General features: G+C 63.4%; 18 protein-coding genes. 13 read left to right on the top strand and 5 right to left on the bottom strand.

The genetic code is table 11. The features are described 5' to 3' along the window. Positions 1 to 20: 20 nt before the first annotated feature. The 3 genes from QCE58_RS06390 to acs form a co-directional block, all read right to left on the bottom strand. Complete coding sequence (locus tag QCE58_RS06390; protein ID WP_250496785.1) at positions 21 to 2,045, bottom strand: sodium:solute symporter family protein; 2,025 nt, start codon at positions 2,043 to 2,045, stop codon at positions 21 to 23. Then, the gene (locus QCE58_RS06385; RefSeq protein WP_008350418.1) at positions 2,042 to 2,368 is read right to left on the bottom strand and encodes a DUF4212 domain-containing protein; all 327 of its coding nucleotides are present in this window, start codon (positions 2,366 to 2,368) and stop codon (positions 2,042 to 2,044) included. Before QCE58_RS06385 ends, QCE58_RS06390 begins: the two co-directional genes overlap by 4 nt. 76 nt (positions 2,369 to 2,444) lie before the next feature. After that, a complete protein-coding gene (gene acs / locus QCE58_RS06380) occupies positions 2,445 to 4,427 on the bottom strand; it encodes an acetate--CoA ligase (protein WP_250521047.1) in 1,983 nt (660 codons plus the stop codon). Positions 4,428 to 4,760: 333 nt separating this feature from the next. Between acs and QCE58_RS06375 the strand changes: the two genes are divergently transcribed. The 9 genes from QCE58_RS06375 (at position 4,761) to QCE58_RS06335 (ending at position 12,284) form a co-directional block, all read left to right on the top strand. Next, positions 4,761 to 5,660: a DMT family transporter gene (locus QCE58_RS06375; protein ID WP_033537208.1), complete on the top strand. Its 900-nt coding sequence runs from the start codon at positions 4,761 to 4,763 to the stop codon at positions 5,658 to 5,660. Between the two features lie 203 nt (positions 5,661 to 5,863). Beyond that, the gene (locus QCE58_RS06370) at positions 5,864 to 6,454 is read left to right on the top strand and encodes a TIGR00645 family protein (RefSeq protein ID WP_033537207.1); all 591 of its coding nucleotides are present in this window, start codon (positions 5,864 to 5,866) and stop codon (positions 6,452 to 6,454) included. Between the two features lie 54 nt (positions 6,455 to 6,508). Continuing rightward, on the top strand, positions 6,509 to 8,032 hold the full coding sequence (locus QCE58_RS06365) for a fumarate hydratase (protein ID WP_008350426.1): 1,524 nt from the start codon (positions 6,509 to 6,511) through the stop codon (positions 8,030 to 8,032). 205 nt (positions 8,033 to 8,237) lie between these two features. Continuing rightward, on the top strand, positions 8,238 to 8,714 hold the full coding sequence (bfr, locus tag QCE58_RS06360; protein WP_008350427.1) for a bacterioferritin: 477 nt from the start codon (positions 8,238 to 8,240) through the stop codon (positions 8,712 to 8,714). Between the two features lie 4 nt (positions 8,715 to 8,718). Further along, positions 8,719 to 9,600 (top strand): glutamate racemase, encoded by an 882-nt coding sequence (gene murI, locus QCE58_RS06355; protein ID WP_250521046.1) that lies wholly within the window; start codon positions 8,719 to 8,721, stop codon positions 9,598 to 9,600. Between the two features lie 175 nt (positions 9,601 to 9,775). Continuing rightward, the gene (locus QCE58_RS06350; RefSeq protein ID WP_008350432.1) at positions 9,776 to 10,012 is read left to right on the top strand and encodes a bacterioferritin-associated ferredoxin; all 237 of its coding nucleotides are present in this window, start codon (positions 9,776 to 9,778) and stop codon (positions 10,010 to 10,012) included. A gap of 320 nt (positions 10,013 to 10,332) precedes the next feature. Then, positions 10,333 to 11,064: an energy transducer TonB gene (locus QCE58_RS06345; RefSeq protein WP_034472124.1), complete on the top strand. Its 732-nt coding sequence runs from the start codon at positions 10,333 to 10,335 to the stop codon at positions 11,062 to 11,064. Between the two features lie 32 nt (positions 11,065 to 11,096). Beyond that, positions 11,097 to 11,843, top strand: a complete 747-nt coding sequence (locus QCE58_RS06340) for a MotA/TolQ/ExbB proton channel family protein (RefSeq protein WP_008350435.1) — start codon at positions 11,097 to 11,099, stop codon at positions 11,841 to 11,843. A gap of 18 nt (positions 11,844 to 11,861) precedes the next feature. Further along, on the top strand, positions 11,862 to 12,284 hold the full coding sequence (locus QCE58_RS06335; protein WP_008350436.1) for a biopolymer transporter ExbD: 423 nt from the start codon (positions 11,862 to 11,864) through the stop codon (positions 12,282 to 12,284). 338 nt (positions 12,285 to 12,622) lie between these two features. Here the strand turns inward: QCE58_RS06335 and QCE58_RS06330 are convergent, their stop codons facing one another. Beyond that, positions 12,623 to 13,585, bottom strand: a complete 963-nt coding sequence (locus tag QCE58_RS06330; RefSeq protein ID WP_008350437.1) for a LysR family transcriptional regulator — start codon at positions 13,583 to 13,585, stop codon at positions 12,623 to 12,625. A gap of 172 nt (positions 13,586 to 13,757) precedes the next feature. On the opposite strand from QCE58_RS06330, the gene QCE58_RS06325 reads away from it, so the two are divergent. The 4 genes from QCE58_RS06325 (at position 13,758) to hemP (ending at position 16,083) form a co-directional block, all read left to right on the top strand. Beyond that, positions 13,758 to 14,630 carry a pirin family protein gene (locus QCE58_RS06325; protein ID WP_008350438.1) on the top strand — a complete coding sequence of 291 codons (873 nt, stop codon included), beginning with the start codon at positions 13,758 to 13,760 and terminating at the stop codon, positions 14,628 to 14,630. 128 nt (positions 14,631 to 14,758) lie between these two features. After that, positions 14,759 to 15,157, top strand: coding sequence for an OsmC family protein (locus tag QCE58_RS06320; RefSeq protein ID WP_034472128.1), 399 nt, complete (start codon positions 14,759 to 14,761; stop codon positions 15,155 to 15,157). A gap of 40 nt (positions 15,158 to 15,197) precedes the next feature. Beyond that, on the top strand, positions 15,198 to 15,686 hold the full coding sequence (locus tag QCE58_RS06315; RefSeq protein ID WP_008350440.1) for an SRPBCC family protein: 489 nt from the start codon (positions 15,198 to 15,200) through the stop codon (positions 15,684 to 15,686). A gap of 148 nt (positions 15,687 to 15,834) precedes the next feature. After that, the gene (gene hemP / locus QCE58_RS06310; RefSeq protein ID WP_008350441.1) at positions 15,835 to 16,083 is read left to right on the top strand and encodes a hemin uptake protein HemP; all 249 of its coding nucleotides are present in this window, start codon (positions 15,835 to 15,837) and stop codon (positions 16,081 to 16,083) included. A 260-nt stretch (positions 16,084 to 16,343) separates the two neighbouring features. On the opposite strand, the gene QCE58_RS06305 is transcribed toward hemP, so the two are convergent. After that, positions 16,344 to 16,757, bottom strand: a complete 414-nt coding sequence (locus QCE58_RS06305) for a heme-binding protein (protein ID WP_008350442.1) — start codon at positions 16,755 to 16,757, stop codon at positions 16,344 to 16,346. Positions 16,758 to 16,778: the final 21 nt, after the last annotated feature.

Below are 16,778 nucleotides of genomic sequence, written 5' to 3'. Positions count from 1 at the left end.
TCCCGCGCCTGCGCCAGCCCCTACGGATGGCGAATGTAATCGACGAGCGCGCGCGTGTACGCATCCGGCTTCCGATCGAACAGACTCACAACGATCGCCACCGCGAATCCGGCCGGCACCCCGAACACGCCCGAGCTGATCGGCTCGATGCCGAACCAGCGCGGCCCGGCGAAACCCGTCAACTGCACGAAGAACGGATACGTCGACACGATGTAATACACGCACACGACGAGCCCCGCGATCATGCCCGCGACGACACCCCGCTGCGTCGTGCGCTTCCAGAACACGCCGAGTACGAGCGCCGGAAAGAGACTCGACGCTGCAAGCGAAAACGCCGCGCCGACCAGAAACAGAATGTTGCCCGCATTCAGCGACGCCACATACGACGCGAGCAGCGCCACGCCGAGCAACAGAATCTTCGAGATCGTCACGCGCCGCTGGCTCGTCGCGCGGCGATCGACCATGCAGTAATACACGTCGTGCGAGAGCGCATTCGCGATCGTCAGCAGGAGCCCGTCCGCCGTCGACAAAGCCGCCGCGAGCGCGCCGGCGGCAATCAGCCCGGAAATCACATACGGCAATCCCGCGATTTCAGGCGCCGCCAGCACGACCATGTCGGGCTGCATCTGAATGCCGGCCCAGCGCACGATGCCGTCGCCGTTCACATCGCCGATGCGGATCAGATACGGCTCCACGCGCCGCCATTGCGTGACCCACTGCGGCAGATCGGCAAAGCGATGCCCGACGAGCCCCGTCAATATTTCATGCTTGATGAGCACCGCGAGCACCGGCACCGTCAAATAGAACAACGCGACGAAGAACAGCGTCCAGCCGACCGAGCGCCGCGCCGACGACACCGACGTCGTCGTGTTGTAGCGCGTGAGGATGTGCGGCAGGCTCGCCGTGCCGATCGACAGGCACAGGAGCAGCGACAGAAAGTTGATCTGATGCACGCGCGGGCTCTCGTCCCCGGCCGAGCCGGGAGCGAACGCTTCGGCCATCGGCACGGGCGCGGCGACGCGCTCGATCAACGCATCGCGTTCGCGCGACCATTTGGCGTGCGCATCGGCGGCATCGCGTGGAAAAGCCGCGAGTTCGCGCTCGCGCTCGTTGATCTCGCGCAGCGGCCCGTTGTGCCGGCGCAGTTCCGCGATCTCCGCGGCGAGGCGCGCGTGCTCGGCATGGAACGACTGCGGCAGCGCGTCGATGCGTTGCTGAATCAGCGCGGCCTGCCGCTGATAATCGGCGCGCACGCGCGCTTCGTCGGGCGACACGGCGACCGCGCGTTCGAGCGATTCGACGCGCTCCATCACGCGCCCGTAGTTGAATTGCGGGAACCACCCGAGCCCTTCGCGATGCGCGATCATCGACACGGGAATCAGCATCGCGCTGATGAGGATGATGTATTGCGCGACCTGCGTCCACGTCACCGCGCGCATGCCGCCGAGAAACGAGCACACGAGAATGCCCGCGAGACCGCAGAAGATGCCGATCGAAAACTCGATGCCGATGAACCTCGACGCGATCAGCCCGATGCCCTGGATCTGCGCGACGAGATAGACGAACGAACAGAGGATCGCCGCGAACGCCGCGAGCCCGCGCACGAGGTTGCTGGAGAAGCGCGTGCCGAGAAAATCCGGAATCGTGTAGCGCGCGAGTTTGCGCACGTACGGCGCGAGCAGGAACGCGACGAGGCAATAGCCGCCGGTCCAACCCATCACGTACGCGAGGCCGTCGTAACCACTTGCGTAGATCGACCCGGCAAGCCCGATGAACGATGCCGCCGAAAGCCAGTCGGCGGCCGTCGCCATGCCGTTGAACGCGGACGGCACGCGCCGTCCTGCCACGTAGTATTCGACGAGATCCGACGTGCGCGACAAAAGACCGATCACCGCGTACACCGCGATGGGCACGAACAGGAACACATAGCCGATCCACGTTCCCGGCCCCGTCGTGCGCTCGATGCGCTCCATCAGAAAGATGAACAGCAGGAAGCCGGCCGTATAGAGCGCGTAGGAGAGGATCAGCCGGTTCGTGAGCTTCATGCGGCGTCGCCCTGTTCGGCGCGGGCGGCGCGGGCAAGACGCGCATCGGCCATCTGCATCAGCACGATATAGATGAGGATCAGCGCGATGTAGACGAGAATCGCGCCCTGCGCGCCGAAGTAGAACGGCAGCGGAAAGCCGGCGACGCGGGCATGTTGGAAGCGTTGCGCGAAGAGCGGCAGGCCGAAGGAGACGACGAAGCCGATGGTCATCAGCACGCCGATCAGCGCGATATTGAAGCGCCAGTAGCGCCGATGCGCGCGCGCCATCGCCGCCGATACGGGCGGCGGCGAGGCAGGCGTCGGGTTGGAAGAATCGGACATGCGGTTTTTTAACAAAACCGCATGTCATCGGCAATAAGGATCGACCGCTGCCGCGCGAGGCAGCGGTCGCGGACGATCAGCGCGCTTCGCCGAGCTGATCCAGAATCGCGGGATTTTCCAGCGTGGAGACGTCCTGCGTGATCTCCTCGCCCTTCGCGAGCGAGCGCAAGAGCCGCCGCATGATCTTGCCGGAGCGCGTCTTCGGCAGGTTCTCGCCGAAACGGATGTCCTTCGGCTTCGCGATCGGACCGATTTCCTTGCCGACCCAGTTGCGCAGTTCGGTGGCGATCTGCTTCGCTTCGTCGCCTTCCGGGCGCGCGCGCTTCAGCACGACGAACGCGACCACGGCTTCACCCGTCGTATCGTCCGGACGGCCGACGACCGCGGCTTCCGCGACGATCGGATTCGCGACCAGCGCCGACTCGATTTCCATCGTGCCGAGGCGGTGGCCGGAGACATTCAGCACGTCGTCGATGCGGCCCATGATCGTGAAGTAGCCGGTTTCCTTGTCGCGCACCGCGCCGTCGCCGGCGAGATACAGCTTGCCGCCGAGTTCTTCCGGGAAATAGCTCGTCTGATAGCGCTTGGGGTCGCCCCAGACGTTGCGCAGCATCGACGGCCACGGGCGCTTCACGACCAGAATGCCGCCTTGCCCGTTCGGCACGTCCTGGCCGGTTTCATCGACGATCGCGGCCATGATGCCCGGCAGCGGCAGCGTGCAGGAACCCGGCACGAGCGGCGTCGCGCCCGGCAGCGGCGTGATCATGTGGCCGCCGGTTTCGGTCTGCCACCACGTATCGACGATCGGACATTGCCCACGGCCGACGTTCTCGTGATACCACATCCACGCTTCCGGATTGATCGGTTCGCCGACCGTGCCGAGGATGCGCAGCGTCGACAGATCGAAACTCTTCGGATGAACCTTCGCGTCCGCTTCCGATGCCTTGATGAGCGAGCGGATCGCCGTGGGCGCCGTGTAGAAGATCGTGACCTTGTGGCGCGCGATCATCTCCCAGAAGCGGCCCGCGTGCGGATACGTCGGCACGCCTTCGAACATGACCTGCGTCGCGCCGATGGCGAGCGGCCCGTACGCGATATAGCTATGCCCCGTGATCCAGCCGATATCCGCCGTGCACCAGAAGATGTCGCCCGGCTTCATGTCGAAGGTCCACTTCATGGTCTGCGCGGCCCACAGCAGCGTGCCGGCCGTGCTGTGCTGCACGCCCTTCGGCTTGCCCGTCGAGCCGGACGTGTAAAGGATGAAAAGCGGATGCTCCGCGCTCACCCATTCCGGCTCGCACTTCGCCGATTCGTTCTCGACGATTTCATGCAGCCACGCGTCGCGGCCTTCGGTCCATGCGACCTTGCCGCCCGTGCGCCGATACACGATGACGTTCTTCACCTTCTCGCAGCCGCCCGCGGCGAGCGCTTCATCGGCGATGCTTTTCAGCGGCAGCGCCTTGCCGCCGCGCATCTGTTCGTCGGCGGTGATGAGCGCGACCGCGCCGACATCGACGAGACGTTCGTTGAGCGACTTCGACGAGAAGCCGCCGAACACGACCGAATGCGTCGCGCCGATACGCACGCACGCCTGCATCGCGACGACGCCTTCCACCGACATCGGCAGATAGATCACGACGCGGTCGCCCTTTTTCACGCCGCGCTTCTTGAGCGCATTGGCGAGACGCGAGACGCGGTCCAGCAGATCCTGATAGGTGACGTTGGTGACGGTGCCGTCGTCGGCTTCGAAGATGATCGCGTTGTCGTTGCCGCGGCCCGCTTCCACATGACGGTCGAGACAGTTGTACGACGCGTTGAGCTCGCCGTCCTCGAACCACTTGTAGAAAGGCGCCTTCGATTCGTCCAGCACCTGCGTGAAGGGCTTGTGCCACGTGAGCGTCTCGCGCGCAATGCGCGCCCAGAAGCCTTCGTAGTCACGTTCCGCTTCCGCTACAAGCGCCTTGTAGGCGTCCATGCCGGAGATTGCCGCACCCGCGCTTGCCTTGGCTGACGGCGGGAACACACGTTTTTCCTGAAGAACCGATTCGATCGCAGACATCGACAACCTCTCCTGATGGTGTTTCCGAAATCCGGCGGCGCGCGCATCGCTGAATGGGTTGCGCGCGCCGCATGTTTATGAGGTTCGAAAGCGGAGAACGCGCGGCGTTCCCGGCTTCGACCTTGTCTCCTTTCTACCGTACCGGAGCGGCACGGAACAATGTCACGGCACATTCGCATGCCGGCGACATCCTGCATTGAATTCAAGATAAGCCGCTCAACTTACCCGCTTCTTACGTGGCCGGGCCAACAGGCACGGGGTATACACGGAGTCCGCGCGGCTTCTACAATGCGTCCCCACAATCGTAACTGAACTCCCAGCGCGGTATCCAGCTTGAATCGCTACGCCCTTCTTTTGATTGCAGCGATGCTGCTCGTCGGAAGCAACGTCGGCATCGGCAAATCGATCGTCGCATTCGTTCCCGTTCCGCTCTTCGCGCTGCTGCGCTTCGTGATCGCGCTCGCGGTGCTCTGGCCGCTCTTGCGCTGGTCGAAGATGAAGCGCGTCGCGCGCGGTGAATGGCTCAACCTTTTCCTGCAGGCATTCTTCGGCACGTTCGGCTTCACCTTGCTGATGTTGAACGGCGTCGCGCGCACGAGCGCCGTCGCGGCGGGCGTCATCACGAGCACCATTCCGGCCGTGGTCGCGCTCTTCGCGTGGATCTTGCTCAAGGAGAAGCCGGGTCCGCGCGCGCTCGCGTCGATCGGACTGGCGATCGCGGGCGTGCTCGTCATCAACGTCGCGCAGGCCGGGGATGCGGGCGCGAGCTCCCTGCCCGGCAATCTGATGGTGCTCGGCGCCGTGTGCTGCGAATCGCTCTATGTGATCCTCTCGCGCCGTCTCACGCAGACGCTGCCCGCCATCGACATCTGCGCGTACACGCACGCGATCGGCCTGTTGCTCATGCTCCCGCTCGGCGCAACATCGCTCGCGCACTTCGACTGGACGAGCGTCGCCTGGAACACGTGGGCGCTCGTCCTGTGGTACGGGCTTTCGGCGAGCATCTTCTCGTTCTGGCTGTGGATGAAGGGCATCCGTCACGTCGACGGCAGTCTCGCCGGCGTCTTCTGCGCCGTGCTGCCGGTCGCGGCGGCGCTCTACGGCATCGCCTTTCTCGACGAACGTCCGACGCTCGCGCACGGCATCGCGCTCGCGTGCGTCGTGACGGGCATCGCGCTCGCAAGCTTGAAGGCGCGCGCCCGGGCTTCCGTTTCGGGCGAAACCGGCGCCTAGGACGGGTTCAGCGGATTCTGAAAGCATTTGGGAAGTCCGCGCGACGACACGCTACAATAGCGGGCTTCCCGACACCGCGAATGCGCCAATACCCGCCGCTCGCCGGCGGATTGCAAACGCTCCGCACGCACTTTGAACGTTCCGGTTCGTCATATTCGCCAGTCATCATTCCGGTTCGACCCGCCCCGACTGAAAAGCCGCCCATGTCCGCTCCCAAGCATTCTCCCGCCTCGCCCAAGCAGCCCGGCTCGATGAAACTGCTGCCGAAAGTCATCTTCATGAGCCGCTGGCTCCAGGTGCCGCTCTATCTGGGCCTGATCGTCGCGCAAGCCGTGTACGTCGTCCTGTTTCTGAAGGAAGTCTGGCATCTCGTCACGCACGCGATGACGCTCGACGAAACCAATATCATGCTCGTCGTACTCGGCCTGATCGACGTGGTGATGATCTCGAATCTGCTCATCATGGTGATCGTCGGCGGATACGAGACGTTCGTGTCGAAGCTCGGCGTGGAAGGCCATCCCGACGAGCCCGAGTGGCTCGATCACGTCAACGCGGGCGTGCTGAAGGTGAAGCTGTCGATGGCGCTCATCAGCATCTCGTCGATCCATCTGCTGAAAACCTTCATCAACCCCGACCAGCACACGTTTCACACCGTGTTGTGGCAGGTGATCATCCACGTCGCGTTCCTCGTTTCCGCGCTCATCATGGCGTATGTCGACCGGCTGACCACGCATACGCATCCGCGCCATTTCCACGACGAGTCCTTTGCGCCGCCGAAAAACGCAGTCGAGTGAAGCGTCCTTCAGAACGCCCGCAGGAAAAAATTCAGTCCCCCAGAGCCCAAAGCCATGACAGTCATCAAGCAGGAAGACCTGATTCAGAGCATCGCTGATTCGCTGCAGTACATCAGCTACTACCATCCGCTCGACTATATCCAGGCGCTCGGCCGCGCCTACGAGCTGGAAGAAAGCCCGGCCGCGAAGGACGCGATCGCGCAGATCCTGACCAACAGCCGCATGTGCGCGGAAGGCAAGCGTCCGATCTGCCAGGACACGGGCATCGTCACGGTGTTCGTGAAGGTCGGCATGGACGTGCGCTGGGACGGCGCGACGATGTCGGTCACCGACATGATCAACGAAGGCGTGCGCCGCGGTTATCTGAACCCGGACAACGTATTGCGCGCATCGATCGTGAGCCCGCCCGAAGGCGGCCGCAAGAACACGAAGGACAACACGCCGGCCGTGATCCACTACGAGATCGTGCCGGGCGACAAGGTCGACGTTCAGGTCGCGGCCAAGGGCGGCGGCTCGGAAAACAAGTCGAAGTTCGCGATGCTGAACCCGTCCGATTCGATCGTCGACTGGATTCTCAAGACCGTCCCGACGATGGGCGCGGGCTGGTGTCCGCCGGGCATGCTCGGCATCGGCATCGGGGGCACGGCCGAAAAGGCGATGGTCATGGCGAAGGAATCGCTGATGGACCCGATCGACATTCAGGATGTCATCGCGCGCGGCCCGCAGGACTGGATCGAAGAACTGCGCGTGGAACTGCACGAGAAGGTGAACGCGCTCGGCATCGGCGCGCAAGGTCTCGGCGGTCTTTCGACCGTGCTCGACGTGAAAATCATGGCCGCGCCGACGCACGCGGCATCGAAGCCGGTCGCGATCATCCCGAATTGCGCGGCGACGCGCCACGCGCACTTCACGCTCGACGGCTCGGGCGCGGCGAAGCTCGAAGCCCCGCCGCTCGACGCATGGCCGAAGGTCACATGGCAGCCGAACACGGAGACGAGCAAGCGCGTCGACCTGAACACGTTGACGCCGGAAGAAGTCGCATCGTGGAAGCCGGGCCAGACGCTGCTCTTGTCGGGCAAGATGCTGACGGGCCGCGACGCCGCGCACAAGCGCATTGCCGACATGCTGGCGAAGGGCGAGAAGCTGCCGGTCGATTTCACCAATCGCGTGATCTATTACGTCGGCCCGGTCGATCCGGTTCGCGACGAAGCGGTCGGTCCGGCTGGCCCGACCACGGCCACGCGCATGGACAAGTTCACCGAGATGATGCTCGCGCAAACCGGCCTCATCTCGATGATCGGCAAGGCCGAGCGCGGCCCGGTCGCGATCGAGGCGATCAAGAACCACAAGGCGGCGTATCTGATGGCGGTCGGCGGCGCGGCGTATCTCGTGTCGAAGGCGATCCGCGAGGCGAAGGTGCTCGCGTTCGAAGACCTCGGCATGGAAGCGATCTACGAGTTCGATGTGCAGGACATGCCCGTGACGGTGGCAGTCGATTCGAGCGGCACGTCGGTTCACAAGACGGGCCCGGCCGAATGGCAGGCGAAAATCGGCAAGATTCCGGTCGCGACGGCTTGATCGCCGCTTAATGGCGGTTTATCACCGTGACTGAACGACGAGAGCCGGGCGATGCGCCCGGCTCTTTTCTTTGAACCGCCGCCAGTCGAGAAGCGTTTTCATTCTCAGTTTCGTCTGAAACAAAAAATTTCTACCTAACCTTGGCATCGGCACACTCAAGGTTTATCTTTCCAACAGCCCCACGTTACGAACAGGAAACAAAATCATGCAAGGCGACGCGAAAGTCATCGAATATCTGAACGCGCAGTTGAAAAACGAACTGACCGCGATCAACCAATACTTCCTGCACGCGCGGATGTACCAGCACTGGGGCCTCGAAAAGCTCAACAAGCACGAATACGACGAATCCATCGGTGAGATGAAGCACGCCGACTGGCTCATTCAGCGCGTGTTCATGCTCGACGGCCTGCCGAACCTGCAAGACCTGCACAAGCTGCTGATCGGCGAAGAGACCAAGGAAATCCTCGAATGTGACCTGAAGCTCGAGCAGATTTCCCAGTCGACCTGCAAGGAAGCCATCGCGTATTGCGAGTCGGTGCGTGATTTCGTCTCGCGCGAAATCTTCGAAAAGATCCTGCACGACACCGAAGAGCACATCGACTGGCTGGAAACGCAGCTGGATCTGATCGACAAGGTCGGCATCCAGAATTACCAGCAGACCATGATGGGCGATCACGAATAATCGGATGTCCCGCGTAGCGCCCTTCCCGATGCCGAACGAGCGTGCCGCGTCTGACGCGAGCGCGCCGGTCGGCATTTTCGATTCCGGCCTCGGCGGATTGTCGGTGCTGCGCGCCGTGCGCGCGATTCTGCCGCACGAGCGTCTGATCTACGTCGCCGATTCACTGCATGCGCCCTACGGCGAACGCGACGACGATTTCATCGTCGACCGCACGATGGCAATCGGCGAGTGGCTCGTCGGTCAGGGCGCGAAGGCGCTCGTCGTCGCGTGCAACACGGCCACCGCGCAGTCGATCGCGCTCGTGCGCGAGCGTCTGCCGATTCCGCTCGTCGGCGTGGAACCGGGCGTGAAGCCGGCGGCGGCGGTCTCGAAGTCGCGCGTGGTCGGGGTGCTGGCGACCGCCGTCACGCTGCGCTCCGCGCGCTTTCAGTCGCTGCTCGACCGCTACGCCGGCGACTGCCGCTTCATTTGTCAGGCGGGACATGGGCTGGTGCAGGCTGTCGAGCGCTGCGACACCTCGTCGCCCACGCTGATGGCGCTGCTCGAAAGCTATATCGCACCGATGCTCGATGCCGGCGCCGACACGCTCGTGCTCGGCTGCACGCACTACCCTTTTCTCGATCGCGCGATCCGCGACATCGCGGGCGAGCGGCTGCAGATCGTCGACACGAGCGTCGCCATCGCGCGGCAGCTCGATCGTCTGCTCGACGCGCACGCGCTCAAAAATCTCGGCGCGCCGTCCGACGATATGCCGCGCTTCTGCTCCACCGCCGACGGCGAATCGCAGCGTCAACTCGCCGCCGCGCTCCTTCAGCTCGATGCCAAAGTCGAGCACGTCGACATCCCCTCGCGCCGAACGCGCCTCGCCGAACCCGACATCGTCTGAGGGTTTCTCACGCGCGTTGGCAGTTCCATCGCGCGCTTTGCCCCGTCAGACAAGGCTCCTAGCAATAAACCCGCTAACTTTCGCCCGCTGTTACAAAAAACACGGTCCTGCGCTTGCAAAGGCGCCAATACCGAATGATAATAATTCGCATTAACGCTAACTATTGCGAACGATCATGATTGTCTGCGTCTGCAAATCAGTGTCCGACCGAAAGATTCGAAGCGCCATCGCCGAAGGGGTGGACTCCTTTGATGAACTGCAGTTCGAACTCGGCGTCGCGCTGTGCTGCGGCAAGTGTGAAGAAAGCGTTCGCGACGTAATGGCACAAAGCGGCGTCTGCGCGTCGCGATGCGGCGTTCAGCAGCGCGAGCACGTTGCGCCGCTGACGTTCTACGAGCGCCAGGCTGCCTGAAGCAATTCGCGCGGCGTCGCCGCGCTCAACCGGCGACGCCGATGCTCCGGATGCGCCGCCCAGTCGTTTTATCGCCTCCAGCAAGCCAGGTTACCTTCGTATTTCCGGTCACTTTCAGCCAGCCGCGCAACCCTTACCCCTGGAGGGAAAGATGGAATTGCTGATTGGTTTCGTGACTACCTTGTTCATCTCCCTGCTGATTTTCCGAAAATGACGTCGTCTGGTTTCTTCCGCACCGTGCCTGTGCGCTCGTTGGACAGCGAACTCGAAGGCAGCGTTATCAGCAAGCATTCACGCAGCATCACAAGCAGCCAATAACGATGCAGTCCCCGACCACTTCTCCCGCCGCATTCCAGACCGCGCCGACAGCAAATGCGAATCCGCGCGTGATCGCGGCGTGCGTCGCCGTCGTCGCCATTCACGCTGCGTTGCTGGGCGTCGCGCTGACGATGAAGAACGAGCCGCCGCCCCGCCCGATCGAAGCCAAATCCATCACCGCGCAACTGATCAGCGAGACACCGCAGCCCGCGCCGCAGCCGGTCGCCGTCGAAACGCCGCCGCCGCCCAAGCCCGTGCCGCAGCCCGTTCCGAAGCCGCAGCCCAAGCCGAAGGTGAAACCGAAAGTCGAGCCGAAGCCGACGCCGATGCCGGTCACGGAAGCGCCTTCGCAGATCGCCGCGCCCGCGCCGGAACCCACGCCGCCCGCTCCGGCTCAGCCTGCGCCGCCGCCGGCCGCGCCCGCGATCGGCAAGCCGAGCATGGATCTCGCCGCGCCGAAGAACGTCGCGCACCTGAGTTGCAACATCGCGCAGCCCGACTATCCGGCGATGTCCAAGCGCCGCGGCGAAACGGGCACGGCCGTCATCCGTCTGACGGTAGGCCTGTCGGGCAAGATCGAAAACGTCACGCTGCAAAAGAGCAGCGGCTCGTCGCGCCTCGATGACGCGGCGCTCGACGCGGTGCGCGGCAGCGCGTGCAGCCCTTACAAGGAAAATGGCGAAGCGATTCGTGCTAGCGCCACGGTGCCATTCGTTTTCAGTCTGAACGACTGATCGTTTATTTAGATACAAGGAAGGAAACAGAAATGGAAAACTACGGGATTGCGCACGTCTGGGCGCAAGGCGACTTCGTGACGCGGGGCATCGCGCTCGCGCTCGTCATCATGTCGGTGCTTTCGTGGACGGTGATCGTCGTAAAGGCGTGGAACGTCGTGCGCCTGAAGCGCCTCACCAAGAACGCCGAACAGGCGTTCTGGCACTCCGACGACTTCAACGACGGCATCAAGAAGCTCGGCAGCCAGTCGTCGAGCCCGGCGGACAACCCGTTTCTCGCGCTCGCGCTCGCCGGCCAGGAAGCCGCCGACCATCATCATCAGACGCAGCCGCATCTGCACGACCGCATGGACGTGTCCGACTGGATCACGCGCTGCCTGAAAGACGTCATGGACGAAGGCGTCGGCCGCATGCAGGCGGGCCTCGCGATCCTCGCGTCGATCGGTTCCACGTCGCCGTTCGTCGGCCTCTTCGGTACGGTCTGGGGCATCTATCACGCGCTCTTGACCATCGGCGCGACGGGACAGACGTCGATCGATCAGGTCGCCGGTCCGGTCGGCGAATCGCTCATCATGACCGCGTTCGGCCTGTTCGTCGCGATTCCCGCCGTGCTCGGCTATAACGCGCTCACCCGCGCGAACAAGGGCATCGTCACGAAGCTGAACCGCTTCGCGCACGGCCTGCACGCGTTCTTCGTCACGGGCTCGAAGCTTTCGTCGACCAAGCGCGCGACGAACGCCGCGTCGGACAACCTGCGTCTCGCGACGCGCGCGTCGTAAGCCGGGGAGGTCCGCATCATGGCCATGAGCCCTTTCGCCGGAGACGAAGACGACGGCATGATGAGCGAGATCAACATGACGCCGCTCGTCGACGTCATGCTGGTTCTGCTGATCATCTTCCTCGTCACGATTCCGGCCATGCATCACGCGGTCAAGATCGACCTGCCGCACGCGAGCAGCCAGCCGCAGGACGAAAAGCCCGCGCACGTGAACATCGCGATCAAGGCTGACGGCACCACGCTGTGGGACGATCAGCCGATCGACGAAGCGGCGCTCAACGCGCGCATCGCGCAGGCGGCGCAGCAGAACCCGCAGCCGGAGATTCATCTGCGCGCCGATCGTCAGGTGGCGTACGAAAAGGTCGCCGATCTGATGTCGGCGGCGCAGGCAGGCGGATTGACGAAGATCGGTTTCGTCACCGAGCCGAAGAGCGGCAAGTAACAGCTCGACGCGCCCTCTTCCGGGCGCACAAAGTAAAAGGCCTTCATCGTCGGATGAAGGCCTTTTTTCGTGCGCGCTCGGCGCATTCGGGTGAGGCGGTCACTTTGGGTTCGAATAGCCAGAACCGGAAGTTCCGTCGCATGCAGCAGCCGTGGTCGACACGGACAGTGCAATCAACCCTATCAGGCTAACTATCAGAGCAGCCGTCAGTTTTCGCATAAGGAGCTCCTTAGCGAAGGAGGCTTCAATATACCGCCACAAATTGTGACGATCAATTGAATCTGTCCATCGCAAGCGCGCGCTTCAATGCCATAAACCAATGACAAACGCCGATGCGGTCAAACTGTTTCCCGTTCCGGCTGTTCGTGAACAGGACATTCTCCCGGAAAGCGCTGGCCGCTACCGATCGACTCGACGAGAAAATCGACGAATGCGCGGACGGCCGGGACCATGCCCTGACGCGACAAAAACACCGCGTAGAGTTGCGGCGACGGAAACGTCCAGCCGGGCATCACCGGCGATAGCTGCCCGGAGCGCAGCGGCGCGCCGTACATCATCTCGGGCAGCGCCGCGATGCCGACGCCGCGCATGACGGCCTCGCGGATCATCGACAGATCGGCTGTGACGAGGCGCGGCTCGTGCTCGAACTCATGGCGCGTGCCGTCCGGCGCGATCAGGCGGTAGACGTGGCGGCCGTCCGCCGACGGCGTGTCGATCGTGTCGTACTGGGCGAGTTCGGCGGGTGTCATCGGCGGCGCATTCGACTTCAGCAGCGATGGCGCCGCGACCAGCATCTGCTCCGTGCGCCACAGCGGCCGCGCGACGACGTTCGAGCTCGCGGGCGGCTCCGAGCGCACGCGCAGCGCGACATCGACGGCATCTTCGAACAGATCGACGACACGGTTCGTCACGCGCATGACGACGCGCACTTCCGGATAGCGGTGCATGAAATCCGGCATCACGGCGGACAGGAACGTCTGCGCGATCGTGACCGGAACGCTCACGCGCACCGTGCCGCGCGGCGAATCGCGCAGGCTTTGCACGACGTTGACGGCCGCCTGTGCCTCGGCGAGCATCGCCTGACAATGCTGATAGAAAAGCTGCCCGGCCTCGGTCAGCGCGAGCTTGCGCGTCGAGCGCTGCAACAGACGCACGCCGAGCGACGCTTCCAGCTCCGACACGCGCCGCGACAGCCGCGACTTCGAGATGCCGAGCACGCGCTCGGCGGCGGAAAACCCGCCGTGCTCGACGACGTGCGAGAAGTACATCAGATCGTTCAGGTCATGCGAGTCGGCTTTCATGAGTCGCCCGGTGGGACTGGAAGAGATGAACATCGACGCGGTTCGTTATCCCCAGCGGGACAATCCATTGCGCCGCGACGGCTTTTACCGCGAAATGCGGCCCATATAATAGCTCTGTGTTTCAAATTTATCGCTATTCCCCTCTTTTCCGTATTCCCGACGCGAGGCAATAATGTCCACCAGCCGCAGCATCGAACGCATCATTCCGGCGACCCGCACTGTCGAAGGCGGCGGATTCGTCGTGCATCGCCCTTTCCCGACCCGTCTTCTGATGGATTTCGATCCGTTCCTCCTTCTCGACGAGATGGGCCCAGCCGACTACGCACCCGGCGAGGCTAAAGGCGCGCCGGACCATCCGCATCGCGGCTTCGAAACCGTCACGTACATGCTCGAAGGCGAGTTCGGTCACAAGGATTCGGCCGGGCATTCCGGCACGCTGCGTCCCGGCGACGTGCAATGGATGACCGCGGGCGCGGGCGTCGTGCATAGCGAGATGCCCGCCGAGGAATTCACGCAACGCGGCGGCCGCGTGCACGGCCTGCAGCTTTGGGTCAACCTGCCGCAGCGCGACAAGATGATCGCGCCGCACTATCAGGAGATTCCGTCCGTGCAGATTCCGGTCGCGACGAGCGAGGACGGCAAGGTCAGCGTGAAGGTCATCGCGGGCGAGGCGCTCGGCGTGAAGGCCGCGATCGAGACGCGCACGCCGATTCTGTATCAGCACTTTTCGCTCAAGCCGGGCGCGAAGATCGAACTCGCCGTGCCGCGCGATTACCGCGTGTTCGCCTATCCGCTGTCGGGCACCGCGCTGTACGGTCCGCAAAGCCAGCCGGTGCGCGCGCAGCAGATGGTGATTTTCCGCGACGACAGCGATACGATCGCGCTCGCCGCCGGCGATGAGCCCGTCGAGCTGCTGCTGATCGGCGGCGTGCCGCTGAAGGAGCCGGTCGTGCGCTACGGCCCGTTCGTGATGAACACCGAGGACGAGATCCGCCAGGCCGTGATCGACTATCAGGCGGGCCGGATGGGCGCCATCGCGCATTGATCTGGTCACAGCGAAAACCGCGAAACGGTGCGGCACGAACGGACACATTGCGTCACAATGACCGTTCTTGCCGCGCCGTTTCGGCTTTGTCGTCAATCTTGCAGTCTCAACTTCAACCAGGAGCACGCATGGCCGGACCTTCCGTGACCGCCAGCATCGGCAACATCGACTATCAGGTCCGTCTCGGCGACGGGACGCATTCGTGGGTCGCGGACGAGCCGGCGGGCATCGGCGGCGGCGATACCGGACCGGAACCCGCGTCGCTGCTGCTCGCGAGCCTCGGCGCATGCACGTCGATCACGTTGAAGATGTACGCGAAGCGCAAGGAGTGGCCGCTCGAAGGCGTACACGTCGAGTTGTCGATGACAAGCACCGCCGACGGCACGAACATCGACCGGCGCATCGCGCTCACGGGCGCGCTGTCCGATGAGCAGCGGGAACGGCTCTTGCAAATTGCCAATGCGTGCCCGATGCACAAGGTCCTGTCCGGCGCGATTCGCATCGAATCCGGACTCGCGCCGCAGTGACGCATCGCGGGCACCACGAACGTCCAAGGGAAACGTCGTCTTGAATTTCGAACACCTGATCCAGATCAACGATCCGCTCAATCCGCTTCTCGAATCGCTGACGCGCGAGCAGCTCTGGGAAGGCCTCGTCCTGCGCGCCGAGCAGCCGCAACTATTCGTGATCGGCCTGGATAGCTGCGACATCCTCGCGCGCGATGGCGACACGATGGAACGCGAACTCCACTACGGCCAGGCGACCGTGCGCGACCGCGTGACGCTCACGCCCGGCACCAGCGTGCGCTACGACATTCTGCCGACCGCCGATTACGTCGGCGGCTCGCTCACGATGGCGATCGAGCAGCCCGATGCGGTCCAGCTCTTCCTGCGCTTCACTTACGCCACGACGCTGCCCGAGAACGAAAACGCCACGCCCGATGAGCGTCAGACGCAGGAAATCGTGAAGTCGGCGTATCGCGAGTCGGACATCGACACCGTGCGGCTCATTCGCCAGTTCGCGCACGGCCGCAGGGACGAGAGTCCGCTGCATTGAGCCTCTGACGGATGCGGTGGCGAATGTTTCGCGGCCGCATCGAGACTGGCTATCGAAAGAGGCGCTTCAATCGGAAAGTCTAGTTGCAAATAGGAATAGTTATCATTTACTATAGACCCATCGAATCAACGAACGCACATTTTCCGACATGACCGATACGCCGCGATCCTCCACGCTCAGGCTGCGCCGCCCGGCTGTCCGCGACGCCGCGATCACCCGCCCGAAGGCGACGACCGTGACCACGGTTCACGTCGCGCACGCGGGGGACAGCACCGGCGAGCGATCGCTGAAAAGCGACGCGCTGCTGCAGGGACGCAGTCACGTGAGCATCGTGCATAACGGAGAGACGTACCAGTTGCGTGCGACGCGTTTGGGCAAACTGATCCTGACGAAATGACGCGCAGGCAAGAACAGCCGTAGTACCGGGTATTGTGGGGACCACCTCGCCAAGAGGTGTTTGGCCTTAGCCAGCGAGGACGACTTGCACGCGAGAAATTAGACCCCTTCGTGCAAACACCAGCCAGTCGTCGATAGCAAGCGAAGCCGCTTTTTTTTGGTTCCTGCTTGGGTCACGATGCGCGCCGACGAGCGCTGCATCCGAAAACAGAATGGCACGTCTTCGTTACGAGGACGTGCCATTTTTATTGCGCGAATGCTTCAGACGTTCTCGATGCCGAGCGCCGCGATGCCCGCCTTCGCGATCTGCGCATCCTGATCCGATTTCACGCCCGACACGCCGACGGCACCGACGATGTCCGTGCCCACGAAGATCGGCACGCCGCCTTCGAGCATTGCGGTCATCGGCGCGGAGAGGAACGCCGTGCGGCCCTGCTTGATGGTGTCTTCGTAGACCTTGGTTTCGCGACGGCCGAGCACGGCGGTGCGCGCCTTGCCCGTCGCCATTTCGGCGGTGCTCGCGCCTGCGCCGTCGAGACGATGCAGATGCAGCAGATGTCCGCCATCGTCGACGATCGCAATCGTCACGTTCCAGTTGTGTTCTCTCGCATGCGTCTCGGCGGCCGCGGCCATCGCCTTGACGTCTTCGTCGGTCAGTACGGGTTTGGTTCTCACTTCTCGCTCTCGTTGCCGCGC

It is taken from the genome of Caballeronia sp. LZ028, assembly GCF_031451415.1.
In the GTDB taxonomy this organism is placed as follows: Bacteria; Pseudomonadota; Gammaproteobacteria; order Burkholderiales; family Burkholderiaceae; genus Caballeronia; species Caballeronia zhejiangensis.
Note: the sequence above shows the minus strand (reverse complement) of the source record. Positions and strands in the feature narration are given on the sequence as shown.

Coding starts and splice junctions, on each gene's coding strand:
- QCE58_RS06390 (WP_250496785.1), bottom strand. CDS start 2,045: ATGAAGCTCACGAACCGGCTGATCCTCTCCTACGCGCTCTATACGGCC.
- QCE58_RS06385 (WP_008350418.1), bottom strand. CDS start 2,368: ATGTCCGATTCTTCCAACCCGACGCCTGCCTCGCCGCCGCCCGTATCG.
- acs (WP_250521047.1), bottom strand. CDS start 4,427: ATGTCTGCGATCGAATCGGTTCTTCAGGAAAAACGTGTGTTCCCGCCG.
- QCE58_RS06370 (WP_033537207.1), top strand. CDS start 5,864: ATGTCCGCTCCCAAGCATTCTCCCGCCTCGCCCAAGCAGCCCGGCTCG.
- QCE58_RS06365 (WP_008350426.1), top strand. CDS start 6,509: ATGACAGTCATCAAGCAGGAAGACCTGATTCAGAGCATCGCTGATTCG.
- bfr (WP_008350427.1), top strand. CDS start 8,238: ATGCAAGGCGACGCGAAAGTCATCGAATATCTGAACGCGCAGTTGAAA.
- murI (WP_250521046.1), top strand. CDS start 8,719: ATGTCCCGCGTAGCGCCCTTCCCGATGCCGAACGAGCGTGCCGCGTCT.
- QCE58_RS06350 (WP_008350432.1), top strand. CDS start 9,776: ATGATTGTCTGCGTCTGCAAATCAGTGTCCGACCGAAAGATTCGAAGC.
- QCE58_RS06345 (WP_034472124.1), top strand. CDS start 10,333: ATGCAGTCCCCGACCACTTCTCCCGCCGCATTCCAGACCGCGCCGACA.
- QCE58_RS06340 (WP_008350435.1), top strand. CDS start 11,097: ATGGAAAACTACGGGATTGCGCACGTCTGGGCGCAAGGCGACTTCGTG.
- QCE58_RS06335 (WP_008350436.1), top strand. CDS start 11,862: ATGGCCATGAGCCCTTTCGCCGGAGACGAAGACGACGGCATGATGAGC.
- QCE58_RS06330 (WP_008350437.1), bottom strand. CDS start 13,585: ATGAAAGCCGACTCGCATGACCTGAACGATCTGATGTACTTCTCGCAC.
- QCE58_RS06325 (WP_008350438.1), top strand. CDS start 13,758: ATGTCCACCAGCCGCAGCATCGAACGCATCATTCCGGCGACCCGCACT.
- QCE58_RS06320 (WP_034472128.1), top strand. CDS start 14,759: ATGGCCGGACCTTCCGTGACCGCCAGCATCGGCAACATCGACTATCAG.
- hemP (WP_008350441.1), top strand. CDS start 15,835: ATGACCGATACGCCGCGATCCTCCACGCTCAGGCTGCGCCGCCCGGCT.